Origin of the sequence: Gordonia namibiensis NBRC 108229 (genome assembly GCF_000298235.1) — a bacterium.
Lineage (GTDB): Bacteria > Actinomycetota > Actinomycetes > Mycobacteriales > Mycobacteriaceae > Gordonia > Gordonia namibiensis.
Genome location: NZ_BAHE01000019.1, coordinates 136,859 through 154,591 on the forward strand (window position 1 = coordinate 136,859; position 17,733 = coordinate 154,591).

Annotated in this window: 22 protein-coding genes; 5 read left to right on the forward strand and 17 right to left on the reverse strand. The window is 66.6% G+C overall.

The genetic code is table 11. The features are described from left to right. Positions 1 to 171: 171 nt before the first annotated feature. The 10 genes from map to GONAM_RS11920 all read right to left on the reverse strand — a co-directional run bounded on the left by map (position 172) and on the right by GONAM_RS11920 (position 6,694). Positions 172 to 966, reverse strand: a complete 795-nt coding sequence (map, locus tag GONAM_RS11875; RefSeq protein WP_006867007.1) for a type I methionyl aminopeptidase — start codon at positions 964 to 966, stop codon at positions 172 to 174. Positions 967 to 988: 22 nt separating this feature from the next. Then, positions 989 to 1,543 carry an adenylate kinase gene (locus GONAM_RS11880; protein WP_005197619.1) on the reverse strand — a complete coding sequence of 185 codons (555 nt, stop codon included), beginning with the start codon at positions 1,541 to 1,543 and terminating at the stop codon, positions 989 to 991. Continuing rightward, positions 1,540 to 2,868 carry a preprotein translocase subunit SecY gene (secY, locus tag GONAM_RS11885; RefSeq protein ID WP_006360195.1) on the reverse strand — a complete coding sequence of 443 codons (1,329 nt, stop codon included), beginning with the start codon at positions 2,866 to 2,868 and terminating at the stop codon, positions 1,540 to 1,542. The genes GONAM_RS11880 and secY overlap by 4 nt, the downstream gene beginning before the upstream one ends. Positions 2,869 to 3,069: 201 nt before the next feature. Beyond that, entirely contained in the window at positions 3,070 to 3,510 is a 441-nt protein-coding gene (gene rplO / locus GONAM_RS11890) for a 50S ribosomal protein L15 (protein WP_006867008.1), read from the reverse strand. A 3-nt stretch (positions 3,511 to 3,513) separates the two neighbouring features. Continuing rightward, positions 3,514 to 3,693 (reverse strand): 50S ribosomal protein L30, encoded by a 180-nt coding sequence (gene rpmD, locus GONAM_RS11895; protein WP_005197622.1) that lies wholly within the window; start codon positions 3,691 to 3,693, stop codon positions 3,514 to 3,516. Between the two features lie 2 nt (positions 3,694 to 3,695). Next, positions 3,696 to 4,343, reverse strand: coding sequence for a 30S ribosomal protein S5 (gene rpsE, locus GONAM_RS11900; protein WP_005197623.1), 648 nt, complete (start codon positions 4,341 to 4,343; stop codon positions 3,696 to 3,698). Positions 4,344 to 4,389: 46 nt separating this feature from the next. Next, positions 4,390 to 4,794 carry a 50S ribosomal protein L18 gene (gene rplR / locus GONAM_RS11905; protein WP_005197625.1) on the reverse strand — a complete coding sequence of 135 codons (405 nt, stop codon included), beginning with the start codon at positions 4,792 to 4,794 and terminating at the stop codon, positions 4,390 to 4,392. 3 nt (positions 4,795 to 4,797) lie between these two features. Beyond that, on the reverse strand, positions 4,798 to 5,334 hold the full coding sequence (gene rplF / locus GONAM_RS11910; RefSeq protein ID WP_006867009.1) for a 50S ribosomal protein L6: 537 nt from the start codon (positions 5,332 to 5,334) through the stop codon (positions 4,798 to 4,800). Positions 5,335 to 5,347: 13 nt separating this feature from the next. Next, on the reverse strand, positions 5,348 to 5,746 hold the full coding sequence (rpsH, locus tag GONAM_RS11915) for a 30S ribosomal protein S8 (RefSeq protein ID WP_005197628.1): 399 nt from the start codon (positions 5,744 to 5,746) through the stop codon (positions 5,348 to 5,350). Between the two features lie 252 nt (positions 5,747 to 5,998). Next, positions 5,999 to 6,694 carry an EthD domain-containing protein gene (locus tag GONAM_RS11920; protein ID WP_006867010.1) on the reverse strand — a complete coding sequence of 232 codons (696 nt, stop codon included), beginning with the start codon at positions 6,692 to 6,694 and terminating at the stop codon, positions 5,999 to 6,001. A 131-nt stretch (positions 6,695 to 6,825) separates the two neighbouring features. Between GONAM_RS11920 and GONAM_RS11925 the strand changes: the two genes are divergently transcribed. Beyond that, on the forward strand, positions 6,826 to 7,425 hold the full coding sequence (locus GONAM_RS11925) for a DUF4262 domain-containing protein (RefSeq protein ID WP_006867011.1): 600 nt from the start codon (positions 6,826 to 6,828) through the stop codon (positions 7,423 to 7,425). A gap of 50 nt (positions 7,426 to 7,475) precedes the next feature. Here the strand turns inward: GONAM_RS11925 and GONAM_RS22760 are convergent, their stop codons facing one another. Continuing rightward, positions 7,476 to 7,616, reverse strand: a complete 141-nt coding sequence (locus tag GONAM_RS22760; protein WP_167330272.1) for a hypothetical protein — start codon at positions 7,614 to 7,616, stop codon at positions 7,476 to 7,478. A 312-nt stretch (positions 7,617 to 7,928) separates the two neighbouring features. Here GONAM_RS22760 and GONAM_RS11930 point away from each other — a divergent pair, with 312 nt between their 5' ends. Further along, positions 7,929 to 9,329, forward strand: coding sequence for an AIM24 family protein (locus GONAM_RS11930; RefSeq protein WP_006867012.1), 1,401 nt, complete (start codon positions 7,929 to 7,931; stop codon positions 9,327 to 9,329). A gap of 20 nt (positions 9,330 to 9,349) precedes the next feature. Here GONAM_RS11930 and GONAM_RS11935 read toward each other — a convergent pair whose 3' ends face one another. Both GONAM_RS11935 and GONAM_RS11940 read right to left on the reverse strand, forming a co-directional pair. After that, positions 9,350 to 9,844, reverse strand: a complete 495-nt coding sequence (locus tag GONAM_RS11935) for a hypothetical protein (RefSeq protein WP_006867013.1) — start codon at positions 9,842 to 9,844, stop codon at positions 9,350 to 9,352. Continuing rightward, a complete protein-coding gene (locus GONAM_RS11940) occupies positions 9,841 to 10,698 on the reverse strand; it encodes a ParA family protein (RefSeq protein WP_006867014.1) in 858 nt (285 codons plus the stop codon). The genes GONAM_RS11935 and GONAM_RS11940 overlap by 4 nt, the downstream gene beginning before the upstream one ends. A 197-nt stretch (positions 10,699 to 10,895) precedes the next feature. Between GONAM_RS11940 and GONAM_RS11945 the strand changes: the two genes are divergently transcribed. The 3 genes from GONAM_RS11945 to GONAM_RS11955 all read left to right on the forward strand — a co-directional run bounded on the left by GONAM_RS11945 (position 10,896) and on the right by GONAM_RS11955 (position 15,827). Then, complete coding sequence (locus tag GONAM_RS11945) at positions 10,896 to 11,351, forward strand: SRPBCC family protein (protein ID WP_006867015.1); 456 nt, start codon at positions 10,896 to 10,898, stop codon at positions 11,349 to 11,351. Between the two features lie 373 nt (positions 11,352 to 11,724). Next, positions 11,725 to 15,138, forward strand: a complete 3,414-nt coding sequence (locus GONAM_RS11950; RefSeq protein ID WP_006867016.1) for a hypothetical protein — start codon at positions 11,725 to 11,727, stop codon at positions 15,136 to 15,138. 233 nt (positions 15,139 to 15,371) lie between these two features. After that, entirely contained in the window at positions 15,372 to 15,827 is a 456-nt protein-coding gene (locus tag GONAM_RS11955) for an SRPBCC family protein (RefSeq protein ID WP_006867017.1), read from the forward strand. 77 nt (positions 15,828 to 15,904) lie between these two features. Here the strand turns inward: GONAM_RS11955 and GONAM_RS11960 are convergent, their stop codons facing one another. Genes GONAM_RS11960 through rplN form a run of 4 tightly spaced genes read right to left on the reverse strand, consistent with a single transcriptional unit; the run spans position 15,905 to position 17,363 of the window. Continuing rightward, positions 15,905 to 16,090 (reverse strand): type Z 30S ribosomal protein S14, encoded by a 186-nt coding sequence (locus GONAM_RS11960; RefSeq protein WP_004019490.1) that lies wholly within the window; start codon positions 16,088 to 16,090, stop codon positions 15,905 to 15,907. Between the two features lies 1 nt (position 16,091). Further along, positions 16,092 to 16,673 (reverse strand): 50S ribosomal protein L5, encoded by a 582-nt coding sequence (gene rplE / locus GONAM_RS11965; protein WP_006867018.1) that lies wholly within the window; start codon positions 16,671 to 16,673, stop codon positions 16,092 to 16,094. A 1-nt stretch (position 16,674) separates the two neighbouring features. After that, positions 16,675 to 16,992, reverse strand: a complete 318-nt coding sequence (gene rplX / locus GONAM_RS11970) for a 50S ribosomal protein L24 (protein WP_005197643.1) — start codon at positions 16,990 to 16,992, stop codon at positions 16,675 to 16,677. A 2-nt stretch (positions 16,993 to 16,994) separates the two neighbouring features. Beyond that, on the reverse strand, positions 16,995 to 17,363 hold the full coding sequence (gene rplN / locus GONAM_RS11975; protein ID WP_006434640.1) for a 50S ribosomal protein L14: 369 nt from the start codon (positions 17,361 to 17,363) through the stop codon (positions 16,995 to 16,997). Positions 17,364 to 17,733: the final 370 nt, after the last annotated feature.

Here is a 17,733-nt window from a genome sequence, read left to right on the forward strand (position 1 = left end):
CTTCTCTGCTCGACACTCGTCATCCACCGCGCCCGGTCACGCCTCCGCGGTCATGACCATTCAACGGGTGTGCGAATCGGCGATCAATCGTTGTTCGCTGTATGAACAATAAAGTGGAACTCCCCGACCCGGCAGACTCCGGGCGGTGGCGCAGACGAGCCGAGGGACCGACTAGTGGGGCCGCGGGGTCAGAATCCGCGGGCCGTCGGCGGTGACCGCGACGGTGTGTTCCCAGTGCGCGGCCCGGGAACCGTCGTCGGTGACGACGGTCCAGTCGTCCTCCAGCACGGTGGTGTCGACGGTGCCGAGGGTCAGCATCGGCTCGATCGCGAGCGTCGACCCGATCACCAGTAGCGGCCCCTTACCGGGCTCGCCTTCGTTGGCGAGGAACGGATCCATGTGCATCTCGCGACCGATGCCGTGACCGCCGTACCCGTCGACGATGCCGAACGGACGGTTGAACTTCTTCTCCGCGGCGCGGGTGCCGAGTTCGATCGCGTGGGAGATGTCGGTGAGGCGTGCGCCGTCGACCATGGCCGCGATACCGGCCTCCATCGACAGACGGGTGGCCTCGGACAGATCCGCATCGGCCTGCGACAGCTCGCCGACCCCGAAGGTCCAGGCCGAGTCGCCGTGCCAGCCGTCGAGGATGGCACCGCAGTCGATCGACACGAGATCACCTTCGGCGAGAACGACATCGGCCGACGGGATCCCGTGGACCACGACGTCGTTGACCGAGCTGCAGATCGATCCGGGGAAACCGTTGTAGCCCTTGAACGAAGGAACTGCTCCGGCCTCGCGGATCACGGTCTCCGCGACCTCGTCGAGGTCGAGGGTGCTGACCCCCACCTTCGCGGCGTCGCGGACGGCCACGAGAGCCGATCCGACGACTGCGCCCGCTGCTGCCATCGCATCCAGTTCAGCGGCGGAGCGGAACGGAACGCGCTTGCGTTTACGAAAACCCATCAGCGGACGCAGTCTCGGCGTGTCAGTTGACGCCGGCGCCGAGGGCGCTCAGCACGCGCTGGTGGACATCCTGGATGTCGCCCACCGCGTCGATGGTCTTGACCTCGTCGCCGTAGTACTCGAGCAGCGGCGAGGTCTCCTTGGTGTAGACGTCCATCCGGTTGCGGATGACCTCTTCGGTGTCGTCGGCACGACCACGAGCCATCATGCGCTCCACGACGACGTCGGTGTCGACGACGAAGGACAACACGGCGTCGAGCGAGGCGTCGAGATTGGCCAGGATGTCCTTGAGGGCATCGGCCTGCTCGGTCGAACGCGGGAAGCCGTCGAGGATGAAGCCCTTGGCTGCATCCGGCTCGCCCACGCGGGCGCGAACCATGTCGACGGTGATCTCCGACGGGACCAGGTTGCCGGCGTCGAGGTACTTCTTGGCCTCGATACCGACCGGGGTGCCCTGGGAGATGTTGGCGCGGAACAGGTCACCGGTCGAGATGTGCGGGATGCCGAGGGCTTCGCTCAGCAGTTCCGCCTGGGTGCCTTTGCCTGCTCCGGGCGGGCCGAGAATAACGAGTCTCACTTGAGGAATCCTTCGTACTTGCGTTGCATCAACTGACTGTTGATCTGTTTCATCGTGTCCAGGCCCACACCGACCATGATCAGTACGGCCGTGCCGCCGAACGGCAGGTTCTGGACGTTGCCGCTGTTACCGATCTCGAGGAACAGGTTCGGCAGGACCGCGATGATACCGAGGTAGATCGAACCGGGCAGAGTGATGCGGCTGAGGACGTAGCCCAGGTACTCCGCGGTCGGGGCGCCCGGCCGGATACCCGGGATGAAGCCACCGTACTTCTTCATCTCGTCGGCGCGTTCCTCCGGATTGAACGTCACCGCCACGTAGAAGTACGTGAAGAAGATGATCATCAGGAAGTAGACCGCGATGTAGACCCCGTTGCTGGGATCGGTCAGGTACTTGGTGACGTACTCCTGCCACGTCGACTGCGTTCCGTCGGTGCTGCGCGTCAGTTCGACGATCAGCTGCGGCAGGTACAGCAGCGATGACGCGAAGATGACCGGGATGACGCCGGCCTGGTTGACCTTCAGCGGCAGGTAGGTCGACGAGCCGCCGTACATCTTGCGTCCGACCATGCGCTTGGCGTACTGCACCGGGATGCGGCGCTGGCCCTGCTCGATGAAGACGACGCCCGCGACGATGATCAGCGCGGCGACACACACGAGGGCGAAGACGAGACCGCCGCGGGTGTTGAGGATGGTGCGACCCTCGGCCGGGATACGGGCAGCGATACCGGCGAAGATCAGCAGCGACATGCCGTTGCCGATACCGCGCTCGGTGATGAGCTCGCCGAACCACATGACGACACAGGCGCCGGCGGTCATGACGAGCACGATGATCATCAGACCGAAGATGCTGGAGTCGTTGAGCACCTCACCGCTGGTCGCACAGGACTGCGGGAGGAGCTGGCCGCGGTCGGCGAGGGCGACGATGCCGGTCGACTGGAGGAGCGCCAGGGCCACGGCGAGATAACGCGTGTACTGCGTCATCTTGGCCTGGCCGGCCTGGCCTTCCTTGCGCAGCTGCTCGAACCGTGGGATGACCACCGTGAGCAGCTGGACGATGATCGACGCCGTGATGTACGGCATGATGCCGATCGCGAACACCGACAGCTGCAGCAGCGCGCCGCCGGAGAACAGGTTGATCAGGGAGTAGACCGAGCTCGACTCACCGGCCGAGACCTCGTCCAGACATGCCCGCACGGCCTGGTAGTCCACGCCGGGCGACGGCACGGTCGCGCCGAGGCGATACAGGATGATGATGCCGAGAACGAAGAGGATCTTCTTCCTCAGGTCCGGCGTCCGTATGGCCGCGAAGAGGGGGGAAAGCACTAACTCCTCCTAGGAACGACCACGCGAGGGTTCAGTTCCGGGTCGGTCACGACCCGATCCCCGTGTGCTCGGCAATCGACAATGTTCGGGATGCGGCGATCTTGTGCGGATGCGGCAGACAACGTCTGAAACTCTAACAGTGACGCCGAAACCGCCGGTCGGACGGCAGCGGTGCTGCCGCCCGACCGGCGGTCGGATCCGTCAGAGTTCGGTGACGCTGCCTCCGGCAGCGGCGATCTTCTCCTTGGCGGAGGCGGTGAACTTGTCGGCGGTGATGTCGACCTTGACGGAGAGCTCTCCGTCGCCGAGCACCTTCACCAGCTTGTTCTTGCGCACCGCGCCGGCTGCGACGAGCTCGTCGACGCCGATGGTGCCGCCCTGCGGGAAGAGACGCGCGATGTCGCCGACGTTGACGACCTGGTACTCGATCCGGTTGCGGTTGGTGAAGCCCTTGAGCTTCGGCAGCCGCATGTGGATCGGCATCTGGCCACCCTCGAAGCCGGCGGGCACGTTCTTACGTGCCTTGGTGCCCTTGGTGCCGCGGCCTGCGGTCTTACCCTTGGACCCCTCACCGCGACCCACGCGGGTCTTGTCGGTCTTCGACCCCGGTGCGGGGCGAAGGTGATGGAGTTTGATGGTCATTGCTTAAACCTCTTCGACTGTCACGAGGTGACGAACCGCGTTGATGAGGCCGCGGTTGATCGGCGTGTCCTCGCGGGTGACGGTCTGGCGGATGCCCTTCAGTCCGAGGGTCCGCAGGCTGTCACGCTGGTTCTTCTTGGTACCGATGGTGCCCTTGACCTGAGTGATCTTCAGCTCTGCCATGATCAGACTCCCTGTCCTGCGCGAGCGCGCAGCATACCGGCCGGAGCGACGTCCTCGATCGGCAGGCCACGGCGGGCCGCGACCTCTTCGGGACGCTGCAGCATCTTGAGTGCCGCCACGGTGGCGTGGACGACGTTGATCGCGTTGTCCGAGCCGAGGCTCTTGGCCAGGACGTCGTGGACGCCTGCGCACTCGAGCACGGCACGCACCGCGCCACCGGCGATGACACCGGTACCGGGGCTGGCCGGGCGCAGCATGACGACACCGGCAGCGGCCTCACCCTGAACCGGGTGGGTCACGGTGCCGCCGATCAGCGGGACGCGGAAGAAGTTCTTGCGAGCCTCTTCGACACCCTTCTGGATCGCGGCCGGAACTTCCTTGGCCTTGCCGTAGCCGACGCCGACCATGCCCTGGCCGTCGCCGACGACCACGAGAGCGGTGAACGAGAAACGACGTCCACCCTTGACCACCTTCGAGACGCGGTTGATGGTCACCACGCGCTCGAGCTGGTTGCGGTCCTGGTCGCGGCCGCCGCGATCGCGACGGTCTCCGCGGCCACCACCGCGACGGTCGTTGCCGCCACCTGCGTTGTTCTGGTTGTTGTCGTTACCGGCGGGTCCGTTTCCGCCGTCACGCTGACGTCCGGGCATCAGAGGTTCCCTCCGGTCATGTGGGTGTAGCTGGTGAAGATGGTCATCAGAAGCTCAGGCCTCCCTCACGGGCGGCATCGGCGAGCGCGGCGATACGGCCGTGGTAGTCCTTGCCACCACGGTCGAACACGACGGCGTCGACGCCGGCAGCCTTGGCGCGGGCGGCGATGAGCTCGCCGACCTTGCGGGCCTGGGCCGACTTGTCGCCGCCTGCCGCACGCACGTCGGCCTCGATCGACGACGCGGCGGCCAGCGTCTTGCCGGCCAGGTCGTCGATCAGCTGCACGTGGATGTGGCGCGAGCTGCGCTTGACCGCGAGACGCGGACGAGCCGGGGTTCCGCTGACCTTCTTGCGGAGACGGAAGTGCCGGTTGACGGTCGCCTTACGACGACGCGTCGACACGTCCTTGCCGAGGGGCTTGCGGCTGGTCTTGGTAGCTGTGTCACTCATGGCTTACTTACCCGTCTTTCCGACCTTGCGACGGATCTGCTCACCCTCGTAGCGAATGCCCTTGCCCTTGTAGGGGTCCGGACGACGCAGGCGGCGGATGTTCGCCGAGATCTGGCCGACTTTCTGCTTGTCGATACCCGAGACCGAGAACTTGGTCGGGGACTCCACGGCGAAGGTGATTCCTTCGGGGGCCTCGATCGGCACGGGATGGCTGTAACCGAGGGCGAACTCGAGGTCCTTGCCCTTCGCCTGGACGCGGTAGCCGACACCGAAGATCTCCATCTTCGTGGTGTAGCCCTGCGTGACGCCGATGACCAGGTTGTTGATCAGCGAACGGCTCAGGCCGTGCAGCGCGCGGCTGCGGCGCTCGTCATTGGGGCGGGTGACAACGATGGTGTTGTCTTCCTTGGCGACCGTGATGGGCTCGCTGACGGTGAGCGAGAGCTCACCCTTCGGGCCCTTGACGGCAACGCGCTGTCCGTCGACGGTGACGTCGACGCCCGCGGGGATCTCGATGGGGTTCTTTCCGATACGCGACATGTCGTTCCCTCCCCTACCAGACGTAGGCGAGGACTTCGCCGCCCACGCCCTGGTTGGCTGCCTGGCGGTCGGTGAGCAGACCCGACGACGTGGAGATGATGGCCACGCCGAGGCCGCCCAGCACCTTGGGCAGGTTGGTGGACTTTGCATAAACCCGGAGACCCGGCTTCGAGACGCGGCGCAGACCGGCGATGGAGCGCTCACGGCTGGGGCCGTACTTCAGGGAGACGATCAGGCTCTTGCCGACCTCCGCATCCTCGATGCGGTAGTCGGTGATGTAGCCCTCACGCTTGAGGATCTCGGCGATGTTCACCTTGATCTTCGACGACGGGAGTTTCACCTCGTCGTGGTACGCCGAATTGGCGTTGCGCAGACGCGTCAAGAAGTCTGCGATCGGGTCAGTCATGGTCATGGTTGACCGTCAACCTTTCTCGTGGCGGTTCCCATACAGCGCCGATGAGAGGAAATCCCTCTGACCTGCGGTGGGCCTTCCACGAAGTGGATAGTTTCTGAAGGTTCTCGTCGCCGGTGCCCTTGGCTTTTCGCCGGCACCGGAGACTATTCAGTTGTGTCCCGGGCACCTGAGGTGCACAGGCAACCGGTCTAGTGTAGGGAATCTGCTGGCCAGACCCAAATCGCGTCCGGGAGCCCCCCTCGTGCGAAGCTACCGGGCGGGCACCTCGAGCACGAGGTCGTGGCGCGACGTCGGCACCACGTCGAGATGGCGGTCGGCCCCGAATCTGCCGACGCTGCTGAGCATTCGGGTCATGCGATGCTCGAGCTCCGCCTGGTCTCCCCCGCTCCCGTAGAACGCGTGGAAGTCGCTGACCGCGGCCATCGGGAAGAGCTCTTCGACGATGCCGTCCACCTGCGGCGTATCCGGCGTGAGCGCGTCTTCGACGACGTTCTGGTAGTAACCGAAGGTCGCCTGCGTCTCGATGGCGACGGTCGTGTGCTCGTCGAGCCAGATCCGACGCCACTCCTGCGGGTCGAGGTCGGCCGGCCGGCGCAGGAAGGCCACATTCGAGAGGGCGTCGACGCGCGAGCCGTCGGCGGGCAGCTCGGGGTCGAGCGGTGCGCGTTCGGTCACCCGCCAGGCCCCGACAACGGTGGCGATGTCACCGAGAGCCGCCAGGACGATGTCCACATCTGCGTCCCACACACTGACGACCGCCTCGATCGGCGGGTCCAGCTCGGAGATCCGCATGGCGCCGGCCACCGCGTCGTCGGAGAAATTCACCTGCACGCGACGCGCGCCCGATCGTTCACAGGCCCGGCGGAAACCCGCCCCGAGCAGTTCGACCCCCAACTGTTCGGCACCGAGTCCGGTTCCACGCAGCGCCACCATCACCTTCGTCATGCGGGCACGCTAACGGATGACTGGGCCTCGGCAGGCCCGGTTCGCCACTCCCGGCGACCGGAGATCTCGCACCGGAACTTGTCGGACCCCCGTGGTGTCATGACGTCACCCTTCGAACAAAGGAGCGATCCATGTCAGACCACGCTGCCGCGATCCGAGGTCTGCCCCGGTGGCATCCCAATCCTGTCATCCGCTCGACCATCGACACCATCCGCCGGTGTGGATGGCAGGTGACCTCCGTCGGCGAAGGATCGCCCGAGGCGAACAGTCGCGAGACCGACTGCGGGTTCTCGTACACCGCCGGGCTCTCGTTGCACTCGATCCCCGAGCTCGCCATCTACGGGGTCGACGCGCTCACCGCGCACCACATACTGAATGAGCTCGGCGATCTCTTGCACCGCGAGGACTGGCGTGACCTCGTCGCGGACCAGTCCGACATCCGGCTGCAGACGGTAGCGGTGTCGGTACGACTCATCGAGCAGGTCCACAAGGACGAACTGATCCTTGCCAACCTGCTGTTCCCCGATTACCCGACGCTGCAGGTGGTCTGGCCGGATGAGTACGGCCGGTTCCCCTGGGAGGAGGGTTACATCCTGCTGCCGATGCATCAGCCGGTGAAAGGAATCCCGGATCTCTCGGCCCACGCGCGGCGGGCGGCCCACGTGATCACCACCGAGACCGGACCCGACCGCGCCCGACCCCGCCGGGGCCGCCGCGTCTCGGGCCACTGACACGCCGGACATCCGTTGCCCGCCTTGATGATCGGCGCAGGCCCCGGAGGTCAGAGAGTCGGCCGTCGGGTGTCGTATCCTTCCCGGTACCTCACCCGACGACGACCGTCACCCGCGACGACGAGAACCGTGCGGACGATGATCGCGAGCAGGACGACACCGCACGCGATCGTCAGAAGCACTGCGGCCATGACGCTCCCTCACTTCGCCCGCACACGCGAACCACGTTGCGGCACCATTGAAATCGTCTGGGACTGGCCCGTGACGAACTGTTGTCGAACATGGTTGCGCGGAACCGCCGGCGGACGCCACTGATTTTCTGTGGCGGACGGGAGCCGTGCGTCGAGAACCGCCCCTGGGAAGCACCCTGCTCGCGGGCACCGGCGACATATCGTCCGCCGCCGCGCTCTGGAGGGCGCTTTCCGGGGGGCGCTTGTCGTCAGGGCGCGCCGGTCGGTCAGTGGAGCGATTTACTCGCGCATCCGAGTTGGCACAATGGACGCGTGCTCACGCTGTCCGCCGGAGAGAACCGCCCGTTGCCGTCGTCGGCCGTGACGGTGTCGGTACGTTCCGCGTCGCCGGTCAACACCTCGGCGATCCTGCTCACCGATGCCGGTCGCGTCCGCTCCGACGCCGACCTGATCTTCTACAACCAGCCCACCGGTCCGGGTGTCGGTTATCGCTCGTCGGGAGCGGTCGACATCGTCACCGTCGACACCGCCGCTCTCCCCCACGACATCACGACGGTTGTCGTCGCCGCGAGCCTGGACGGCACCGGCCCGTCCACCTTCGCGACCGCCGGCACCCTGACCGCAACCCTGAGCGGCGGCGGCGAGGAACTCGGCTTCACGCCGACGGGCCTGACCAGCGAGGCTGCCGTGGTCTGCCTCGAGATCTACCGCCGCAACGACACCTGGAAGGTCCGCGCAGTCGGCCAGGGTTACGACTCCGGGCTCGCCGGTCTGGTGTCCGCATTCGGCATCGACGTGGAGGACGACCCGGCACCGCCACCGCCTCCGGGCCACCCACCGCGCGTGTCCGATCCGCAGCCGTGGCCACCCACGAATACGCCTGTCCCACAACCCCAGTCACCACCACCGGCCAGTCCGTCGCCGGCCACCCCGCCCCAGCCTCCGGTCACGACCCAACCCACGGGAGTCCCCATGCACAGCGATCTGTTCGCCCCCTCCCACGCCGAGGTCAACGGCCAGGGCATCCAGAAGCAGGGCAGCAAGATGTGTCGCGTCGGCCTCTCGGGTGAGGTCATGGCGCGCACCGGTTCGATGGTCGCCTACCAGGGAGACCTCCACTTCGAGGCCCTCGGCTCCGGCGGTTTCGGCCGGATGATGCGCCAGGCGATGACCGGCGAGGGCGTCCCTCTGATGAAGGTCACCGGCCGGGGCGACCTCTTTCTCGCCAACGCCGCGTCGGACGTGCACCTCATCGACCTCGACGGCACCGACGGCCTCACGATCAACGGCGCGAACGTCCTCGCCTTCGATTCGACGCTCCGCTACGACATCCAGCGCGTCCAGGGCGCCGGCGCCATGAGCAACGCGGGCCTTTTCAACTGCGTGTTCACCGGCCGGGGGCGCATCGCGATCACCACCGACGGGACACCGGTGGTCCTCAACGTCGACGCCGCGACATACGCCGACCCGCAGGCCGCGGTCGCCTGGTCGTCCAGTCTGCGGACCTCGGTGAAGTCCAACGACTCGTTCAATCTCGGCACCCTGATGGGCCGCAGCACCGGCGAGCGCTTCACCCTCGCGTTCTCCGGCCAGGGCTTCGTCGTCGTGCAGCCGTCGGAGTTGCCGCCGGGCGGGTTCATCGGCGGCACGGGCGGCGGTGGGGCCGCGGGCTCCGGCGCCGGCGGGGTGCTGGGCGGCATCCTCGGCCGCTGAGCCCGACGACCGGCGAACGCCTACCGGAAGACGCTTCCCTTGTTCTCGGACGCCTCGACGCGTTCGACGATCCAGGCGACCAGCACCTCGGGCTTGCGTTTGCGGCTCGTCTCCTTGCGGGTGTCGAGTTCCTGCTCGGCGATGATGTCGCGGAGCAGGTCGAGGGTCAGTTCGCTGAGTCGCGCCGACAGTTCCTGGGCACCCCCGCCTTCGCGGTAGACGACGAACGGATCGAACGCACCCGGTTGACGTGTCACCCGCTTCTTCGGCGCCGCCGTTCGCTTCCGCGGCGCCGGCACGGGAGCGCCGTCGATCGCGTCGTTTACCGGCCGCAGCGCGTCGACCACCCCGGTGAGGGCCGACGCGAACCGGGATGATTTCTCCGCCTCGGCGATGATCACGGTGGCCAGTCCCGCGATCAGCTGTGCGGCCTGCGGGTTCTTCGCGTCCAGCTGCGCGAGCGCACCGCCGACGGCCTGATACTCCATACGGCGGCGGGTGTCGTCGGAACTCATCGGATCTTCTCCTGCGCCTCGGTCATCACGTCCATGGTCAGGCCACGGAACTGGTCGAACTGTCCGGAGTTGCCGTACTTCACCCGAAGCGTCCCGTACGACGCGAACTCCGCCGCTGCGGCAACGGAATTCGCCTCGTTGATGTAGCTGGGCAAGACGTGCTGGATGGTCGGGTCACGGCGAAGGCGCATCGCCGTCGACCGGTGCACGGCCGAGTTCGCCTTGTACTTCGTGATCACCACCCCCAGCTCGACGATCGTCCGACGGATCTCATGGCCGATCTTCCGCACCCGGGTCTGGATCTGCGGGATTCCGTACGTGGACAACACATCCGGGATGGTCGGAATGATGTAGGCGTCCGCGGCGGCGAGCCCGTTCAGGGTGATGGGCCCGATGTTGGGCGGGCAGTCGATCAGCACGTAGTCGTAGAAGTCGAGCACCGGTTCGATCGCCTCGCGGAGGAAACCGGTACCACCGTCGGGCACCCGCCCCTCGACGCGCAGCGCGCTCAGGTCCTCCTGGACCTCGATGAGATCGAGCGACGATGCGAGCAGATCCACGGAATTGACCTTCTTCACCGGTGAGACACCCCGCTCGATGGCCTCGTCGAGCCGGAAGTACCGGGTGCCCTTTACCGCATCGGAGAACAACGTGGCCAGGGTCCGACCATTCGTGTTCAGTTCGAGCCAGCGTTCCTCGCTGATCATCATGGTGGTCAGGTTGATCTGTGAGTCGAGGTCGATGAGCAGCACCCGCTGACCGAACTCGGCCGCCATGTATTCGGCCAGCCCGGCGGTCACCGTGGTCTTGCCGACCCCGCCCTTCAGGCTGATCGTCGCGATCACTTTGGCCATCGAAGAATCTCCGCCTTCCCTGCGGTCATGCGTCGGCAGGGAACCGGGTCGTCCCATCGCACTGATCAGCCGCCCCGGCGTGAGAGCTTAACACCACGATGCGTAGCGAAAATGCGCACCGTATCCGTGCTTTCGCCACGGATCCCCGGAGCATGGGTAACGTCGGGGGCACCCGCCACCACCGCAGGAGTTCGTCGATGCCCGAAGCCTCCACCTCCGTCGTGATCAAGCAGCCGCCCGAAACGGTCTGGGAGTACTGCCTGGTCCCGGAGCACGTCGCGGCGCTCACGCCGGGTGTCGTCGGCATCGTGCCGGTGTCGGAGGGCCCCACTCGCGTCGGCACCACGTGGAAGGGCCAGATGAAGGCTCTGGGACGCACGGTCGACTGGGTCGGCGAATTCACCCGCGTCGACCCCGTGAAGGGGACGGAGTTCACGTCCACCGAGTCGCCGTTCGGATTCACCATCTCCGCGACCTTCGACGACGCTCACGACGGGGTACGACTCACCTACCGCGTGCACAACGACGGCGTCGGGGGCGGGGCGATCGGCAAGGTCGCCGACGCCTTGGCCATCCGTGCCTTCCAACGGTCGCTGGCGGCCGGCGCCCGTAAGCTGCCGCGCCTCGTCGACGAATGGGCGGCACGACACTGAGCGAGCCGCACCCCGTCCGAACGGCACGACACGACTGTCGTCCGGTCGGACGGTTTTCACCACGCACGGTCGAGCGAGGTGAAGCCGGACAACGGATCATCTCGCCATCTACGATCCGAACCTCGGTCCGGATCGCACCGAAAGTGCTGCACAACAGCACAACCTGGACGTCACCCGTTCAGGGGTCCCGGAAGGTCGGTGCAGACGTCGAACATCCGCTTCGATCCGACCGGATGAACCCGTCCACGAAGTGTTAGTGATCGCGACGACCAGCGGCTACCGTCAGAGGCATCGACTGTGTTCGCGGTGGTGAGCTCCTCACCCGTCGTCGTTCACGGCGAATGTGCTGCTTCGTATCGAAGGTCTTCCGAAGATGACCATGTCCACTGCGCGACCCCGCCGAGTCCGGGCGCTCGCGGTTGCAGCTGCCGTGGGGTTGGCCCTCTACTCGGGAGGCCAAGCCCCCGCGACAGCTGAACCGAGCCCGTTCGGCGGCGCATCGCACAGCGTCGACGCCCCGAGCTCCGGCGGCGACTCGGGCGGCGGCGACTCCAGCAGCGGCGACTCCGGCGGCAGTGACTCCGGCGGCAGTGGCTCCGGTGGAAGCGGCAACTCCGGCGGCAGCGATTCCAGCGGAAGCGGCACGGGCGGGGGCAGCGGTTCTGGCGGTGGCGGGTCCGGGAGCGGAGACTCCGGGTCGGGAAGCACCAGGTCCGGCGATGGCGACTCCGATGGGGGTGGCTCCGGCGATGGAGACGCCGCCGAGAGCGGGCCCGAATCCGGGAGCGACACCGGGACCACCCCGGATTCCGGTCCCGGCGAACCCTCGGGGCCCGTCGCGGAGAACGACATCTTCCCGCAATTCCCCGATCCACCCGCCCAGAGCGAGGGATCATCCGCAGGCGAGGCGGCCGTGCCGCCGGCCGCCGAGGAGACCGAGCCCGACCCGGAATCCTCGTCCGACGCCACCCCAAGACACACATCCCTCGATGTCGACGTCAAGAAGGAGCCGGGCCCGGCCGGGGCCGACGCGCCCGACCGCACCCGTGACGGCTCCACGCCACCGCCTGCAGCTGATGCCCCGCGGCCCGGGGACACCGCCCTCGCCGCTCGATCCGCCGACCTCACCCGATCGAAGTTCGCCGGTGGGGTGCCACCGTCCGGCAGCCCGCCGCCCTGGGCGCCCCTTCTCAAGACCTCCGCACCGCCGGTCGCCGTGGCCCCGCAGCCACACGAAACCGGCGCATTGGGTCTCCTGACGTTCCTGGGGATCAACATCCTCGGGGGCGGGAGCACCGGCGCGGCCAGCCCGGCACCGTGGACGCTCCTGTGGTGGGTACGGCGTTTCGGCACCCAGAGCCCAGTCGCCTCGGTCGAACCCCCAGCCACCCCTGACACCTTCGGCCTGTCGACCGACCCGGATCGATTCCTGAGCGCAGCCGACGGCCCGAACACGACCGGTGCCGTACCGCAATTCGCTCTGGTCGGCGGTCTCGTCCTCGGATCCGCACTCCTCGGCCGCAAGCGCATGTCGGCGGCGGTGACGGTCACTGCCGGCGGCCCGACACCGACCATCCCGGTACCGGACAGCAGACCCGCCGGACCGATCCCCGCACCCGCGCCGAGCCCGGCTCCGGCCGGGATCCTGCACGGCTCGTTGCGATTCACCGATCCGGACGGGAACCCGATCCCGACGACGCTGCACGGCGTCACACCCACCGGAGACCGGACCTTCCGCACCGCGAGCGGCAGTGTGCTCACCTACGACGCACCTGCGGGCACGTACACCTATACGCCCACCCTGCAGGCGCGTATCGCCGCGACCGCACCGGGGGCACCGGAGTCGGCACGGTTCGACTCGGTCATGATCACCGCCGACGACGGCCGCGGCGGTACGACCCCGATAACGGTTGCACTGCCCATCACGAGCCCGTACTCGCTAGGGCAGGTGACCGTGCCGGGCTGTCAGATCGACGAGGTCGCCATCGGACTCGAGGACGTTGCCTTCGTGACCACCCAGCGCGGGGACGGGTGCACCCAGGTCTCCGTGGTCCGGCCGAAGTCCATGACGGTGGCGTCGGTCCCCATTGCGGGTTCTCCCACCGAGCCCGACCGTGGCGTCGTCCTCGGCCCCGACGGTCGGGCACATCAGGTCACCGAACTCACCGAGATCGCCGGGGACACCATCCGGACAGCGGTGCGGATCACCCGGATCGACCCGTCCGGGGCGGCGTCGACCACGGGGCCGATCCTCGGACTACCAGCGGATCACCTCCGATTCGACGACGCGGGCGTCGGATACCTGCTGACCACCTGGCCCGACGACGACGGCCGGACCTACACCTACCTCACCGCTCTGGGCCTCGACGGCACCGCGTCGACCCTCCCTCGCATCCCGGGCACCGACAGCCGACTGATCCTGTCACCGTCGGGAAAGGTGTTGGTCTCGACGTCGGACGCCGATGGAACCCGTCTTCACGAAGCCGATGCCGGCAGACTGTCGCTCGTCGGGCAGGTGTTCGACGAAGAGGGCGGCGACATCTGGGCCCGGCACGGCGACTCGCTGTACTTCGTACGTCATCGTGTCGACCTCGACGCACCGGTCGCCACGCTCGCGATCCGTCACCCCGACGGTTCACTGGACACCGTCGACGGGATACCCGGCCGGGTGGCCTCGGTGGTGCCCACCGAGACCGCCGTCTACGTGGTGTCACGGTCACCCGATTCGGTCGTTGTCACCGCGGTACATCCCGATGGGCGCAGATCGTCCGTGGCTTTGTCCGGCGTCAGCGACTGCGACGCCGTCGCCGGGCCCGATGACCATCTCTACCTCCCGCTGGCGAACCCCCTGACGGGAGAGAACACCGTCGTCGGGATCTCTCCGGACGCTGTGTCCCGTGTCGTGACCTCGGGCATCGGGCAGGCCTGGGCGCGGGCCGACGAGAGTGGCAGCGTCTTCCTCACGACGACGACCCTCACGCCGGAAGGCGAGGACATCACCACGGTGACCGTCATCTGCGGTGACGGCACGAAGCACGCGGCGCGCGTAGACGGGACCCCGATCTCGGTTCACTTCGACCGACGCGGCGCCGCCCATCTCCCGATGCTCACCACCGACCCGGCGAATGGGGACCCGCTCGTCTCCCTCGCCGTGGTGCGCCCCGACTCCGCGACCGTGGTGTCCGCGACCGTCGTCGGAGAACCGGCCGGTCCCCCGGCGATCACGAACGACGGCCGCACCTACCTGCCGCTGACCCGTTTCTGCCCCGAAACCCGTTGGCCGAAGACAACTCTCGTGGTCTTCCACGCCGACGGCTCGGTCGTCGAAGCCGGCGAGTTCTACGGCCACTCGACACACGGCCCCGCCCTCACACTCGACGACGACGTCATCCTGCTCACCGACGACGCCGGCACCACGACGATCCGACCGATCCGGATGGCGACCGGCGGCGGGCGCCACGCCGCCGATCCCACCGCGGCCATGGTTTTCGACGTCACCCCGGTCATTTCCGACATCAACATCGACACCGGCACCGTGTCGGGGTCGGTGGCCGACGCAGCCTGCCCATCCCGCGCACTCAGTTTTCTGACCACCGACACCCAGGTGGAACTCGATTCCGACAGTGGCACATTCGTTTTCACCCCGACCGAGGATCAGCGACGAGCGACGGCCGAGACGGCCACCCACGAGTTCGCGGTTCTCGTATCCGACGAATCCGGCTCGTCCACGGTGATCTCGGTGAGCGTCCCGATCGTGCCGACGAGTTTCCTCGAGACACTCGAATAGCCTGCGCGCCAACGATCCCGCTCAGAAGGGGCGGCCGCGCGCACCCGCAGGCGAACAGATCCGGACTCACGAAGCGCTTTGCCTGCCAAAGTAATTGACCGTTTTATCCGGTGGTCCCGGGCAGATCGGCGGCGTAATCTCATCCGTGCACGGAACTCGGTCAAGCAAGCACCTACCCGCCTCACGCGCGCCGTAGGCCGTCACTCCTCGTCTTCATCCATTCAGGTTCAATCATGCTAGAAGCCAGCGCATCCGTCCTCATCAAGCAACCCGTCGAGACGGTCTGGGAATACACCACCGCCCCGGAGAACATCGCCGCCTATCTGCCCGGCACCGTCGAGATCACCCCGCTCTCCGACGATCCGATCGCGGTCGGCGCACAGTGGAAAGGCAAGACCAGCGTCCTCGGCCGGACGGTGGACTGGCGGGGAGAGTTCACCCGCGTCGATACATACAAGGACACGGAGTTCCAGACCATCGAGGCCGCCTTCCCGTTCAAGACCCACTCCTCGTTGGAAGAGACCCCGGAAGGCGTCCGCATGAGCTACCACGTCGAATCCGCCAGCGGTTTCGGCGGGGTCTTCGGCAAGATGGCCGACCCGATCGTCATGCGGATCTACCAACGCTCGCTGAACGCGTCGATCGAGAGTATCCCCGACCTCATCGAGGAATGGCTCGCCCAGAAGTAGCGCCCACCGACGCGAAACGGCCCCACCTCCGAGATGGAGGTGGGGCCGTTCGTCAAAGCGTCAGCCTTGGGCGAAAGTCACCAGCTGGACTTCTGCACGCCCGGGAGCTCGCCCGCGTGCGCCATGTCGCGCAGGCAGATTCGGCACAGGCCGAACTTGCGGAACACCGAGTGCGGACGGCCGCACTTGTTGCACCGGGTGTAGGCCCGCACGGCGAACTTGGGCTTCTTGTTGGCCTTGTTGACCAGAGCCTTCTTTGCCATGTCAGTTGTCCTTAACGTTGTTGTCCTTGAACGGGAAGCCCAGGGCACGCAGCAGCGCGCGGCCTTCCTCGTCCGTGCGGGCAGACGTCACGACGGTGATGTCCATACCCCGCGGGCGGTCGATGTTGTCGATGTTGATCTCGTGGAACATCGACTGCTCGTTCAGACCGAACGTGTAGTTGCCGTTGCCGTCGAACTGCTGGTCCGACAGGCCGCGGAAGTCGCGGATACGGGGGAGGGCGATGGACACGAGGCGGTCCAGGAACTCCCACATACGATCGCCGCGCAGGGTCGCGCGGGCGCCGATCGGCATGCCCTCACGCAGCTTGAACTGTGCGATGGACTTGCGGGCGCGACGGATCTCCGGACGCTGACCGGTGATCTTGGCCAGGTCCTCGACAGCGCCGTTGATCAGCTTCGCGTCACGGGCGGCGTCGCCGACACCCATGTTCACGACGACCTTCACGACGCCGGGGATCAGCATCACGTTGGAGTATTCGAACTGCTCGTTCAGCTGGCCCTTGATCTCCTCGCGGTAGCGAGTCTTCAGGCGCGGCTGGATCTTGGTCTCGGTAGAGGTCATGTCAGATGTCCTTCCCGCTCTTGCGCGAGATCCGGACCTTCTTGCCGGTCTCTTCGTCGACGCGGTAGCCGACGCGAGTCGGGTTGCCATCGGAATCGACGACCATCACGTTCGAGACGTGGATCGAGGCTTCCTGGGTCACGATGCCGCCGGAGGAGGCACCGCGCTCGTTGGCCGACGCGGCGGTGTGCTTCTTGATTCGGTTGACGCCCTCGACGAGGACACGCTGGGTCTTCGGGAAGGCCTGGATGACCTTGCCCTTCGCACCCTTGTCCTTGCCCGAGATGACGATCACGGTGTCACCCTTGTGAACCTTCATGCTCAGATCACCTCCGGTGCCAGCGACACGATCTTCATGAACTTCTTCTCACGCAGCTCGCGGCCGACCGGGCCGAAGATGCGGGTACCGCGGGGGTCGCTCTCACCCTTGAGGATGACGGCGGCGTTCTCGTCGAAGCGGATGTAGCTGCCATCCGCACGACGGCGCTCCTTGGTGGTGCGCACGATGACGGCCTTGACGACCTCACCCTTCTTGATGTTGCCGCCGGGGATGGCGTCCTTGACAGTGGCGACGATCACGTCACCAATGCCGGCATAGCGCCGCGAGGAACCGCCGAGCACGCGGATGCACAAGATTTCCTTGGCACCGGTGTTGTCGGCGACCCGCAGGCGAGATTCCTGCTGAATCACTCGTTAGTCTCCTTGACCTGGCTTCTTATGTACGCCGGATTTCCGACCCGACGCACACGGTCCGTTACCACCGAACACACGCCTGCCTGGGGTTTTCCTCCAGGCTGTGACACCTGGACGCTTCGCCCAGTGGGTTCGTGAGCCGATTCGCGACACAGCAGTGCCGCAGGCAACCCCACAAGTGTAGGGGAACGTGCAGGTGGGAGCCAAATCCGTACCGCTGTCGACCGTGAAGCGTTTGGCAATCTCCCAAATCGGGCAAAACTTTTTTCGAACCGGACCCATCTGGCCCGGTACCCCGCACGAAGCACCCGTAGGACGAGACCGGCCGGCACTGGCGATTCAAACCGCGAGCGACCAGTACGGCTTT

Bases quoted from the DNA above. Each gene is read 5' to 3' on its own strand.
- rplX (WP_005197643.1), bottom strand. From the start codon at position 16,992: ATGAAGGTTCACAAGGGTGACACCGTGATCGTCATCTCGGGCAAGGAC.
- rplF (WP_006867009.1), bottom strand. From the start codon at position 5,334: ATGTCGCGTATCGGAAAGAACCCCATCGAGATCCCCGCGGGCGTCGAC.
- GONAM_RS11920 (WP_006867010.1), bottom strand. From the start codon at position 6,694: ATGACGAAGGTGATGGTGGCGCTGCGTGGAACCGGACTCGGTGCCGAA.
- GONAM_RS11925 (WP_006867011.1), top strand. From the start codon at position 6,826: ATGTCAGACCACGCTGCCGCGATCCGAGGTCTGCCCCGGTGGCATCCC.
- GONAM_RS11945 (WP_006867015.1), top strand. From the start codon at position 10,896: ATGCCCGAAGCCTCCACCTCCGTCGTGATCAAGCAGCCGCCCGAAACG.
- rplO (WP_006867008.1), bottom strand. From the start codon at position 3,510: ATGACCATCAAACTCCATCACCTTCGCCCCGCACCGGGGTCGAAGACC.
- rpmD (WP_005197622.1), bottom strand. From the start codon at position 3,693: ATGGCAGAGCTGAAGATCACTCAGGTCAAGGGCACCATCGGTACCAAG.
- GONAM_RS11950 (WP_006867016.1), top strand. From the start codon at position 11,725: ATGACCATGTCCACTGCGCGACCCCGCCGAGTCCGGGCGCTCGCGGTT.
- GONAM_RS11960 (WP_004019490.1), bottom strand. From the start codon at position 16,090: ATGGCAAAGAAGGCTCTGGTCAACAAGGCCAACAAGAAGCCCAAGTTC.
- rplR (WP_005197625.1), bottom strand. From the start codon at position 4,794: ATGAGTGACACAGCTACCAAGACCAGCCGCAAGCCCCTCGGCAAGGAC.
- GONAM_RS11940 (WP_006867014.1), bottom strand. From the start codon at position 10,698: ATGGCCAAAGTGATCGCGACGATCAGCCTGAAGGGCGGGGTCGGCAAG.
- rpsE (WP_005197623.1), bottom strand. From the start codon at position 4,343: ATGCCCGGACGTCAGCGTGACGGCGGAAACGGACCCGCCGGTAACGAC.
- rpsH (WP_005197628.1), bottom strand. From the start codon at position 5,746: ATGACCATGACTGACCCGATCGCAGACTTCTTGACGCGTCTGCGCAAC.
- GONAM_RS11935 (WP_006867013.1), bottom strand. From the start codon at position 9,844: ATGAGTTCCGACGACACCCGCCGCCGTATGGAGTATCAGGCCGTCGGC.
- map (WP_006867007.1), bottom strand. From the start codon at position 966: ATGGGTTTTCGTAAACGCAAGCGCGTTCCGTTCCGCTCCGCCGCTGAA.
- rplE (WP_006867018.1), bottom strand. From the start codon at position 16,673: ATGACCTCTACCGAGACCAAGATCCAGCCGCGCCTGAAGACTCGCTAC.
- GONAM_RS11955 (WP_006867017.1), top strand. From the start codon at position 15,372: ATGCTAGAAGCCAGCGCATCCGTCCTCATCAAGCAACCCGTCGAGACG.
- GONAM_RS22760 (WP_167330272.1), bottom strand. From the start codon at position 7,616: ATGGCCGCAGTGCTTCTGACGATCGCGTGCGGTGTCGTCCTGCTCGCG.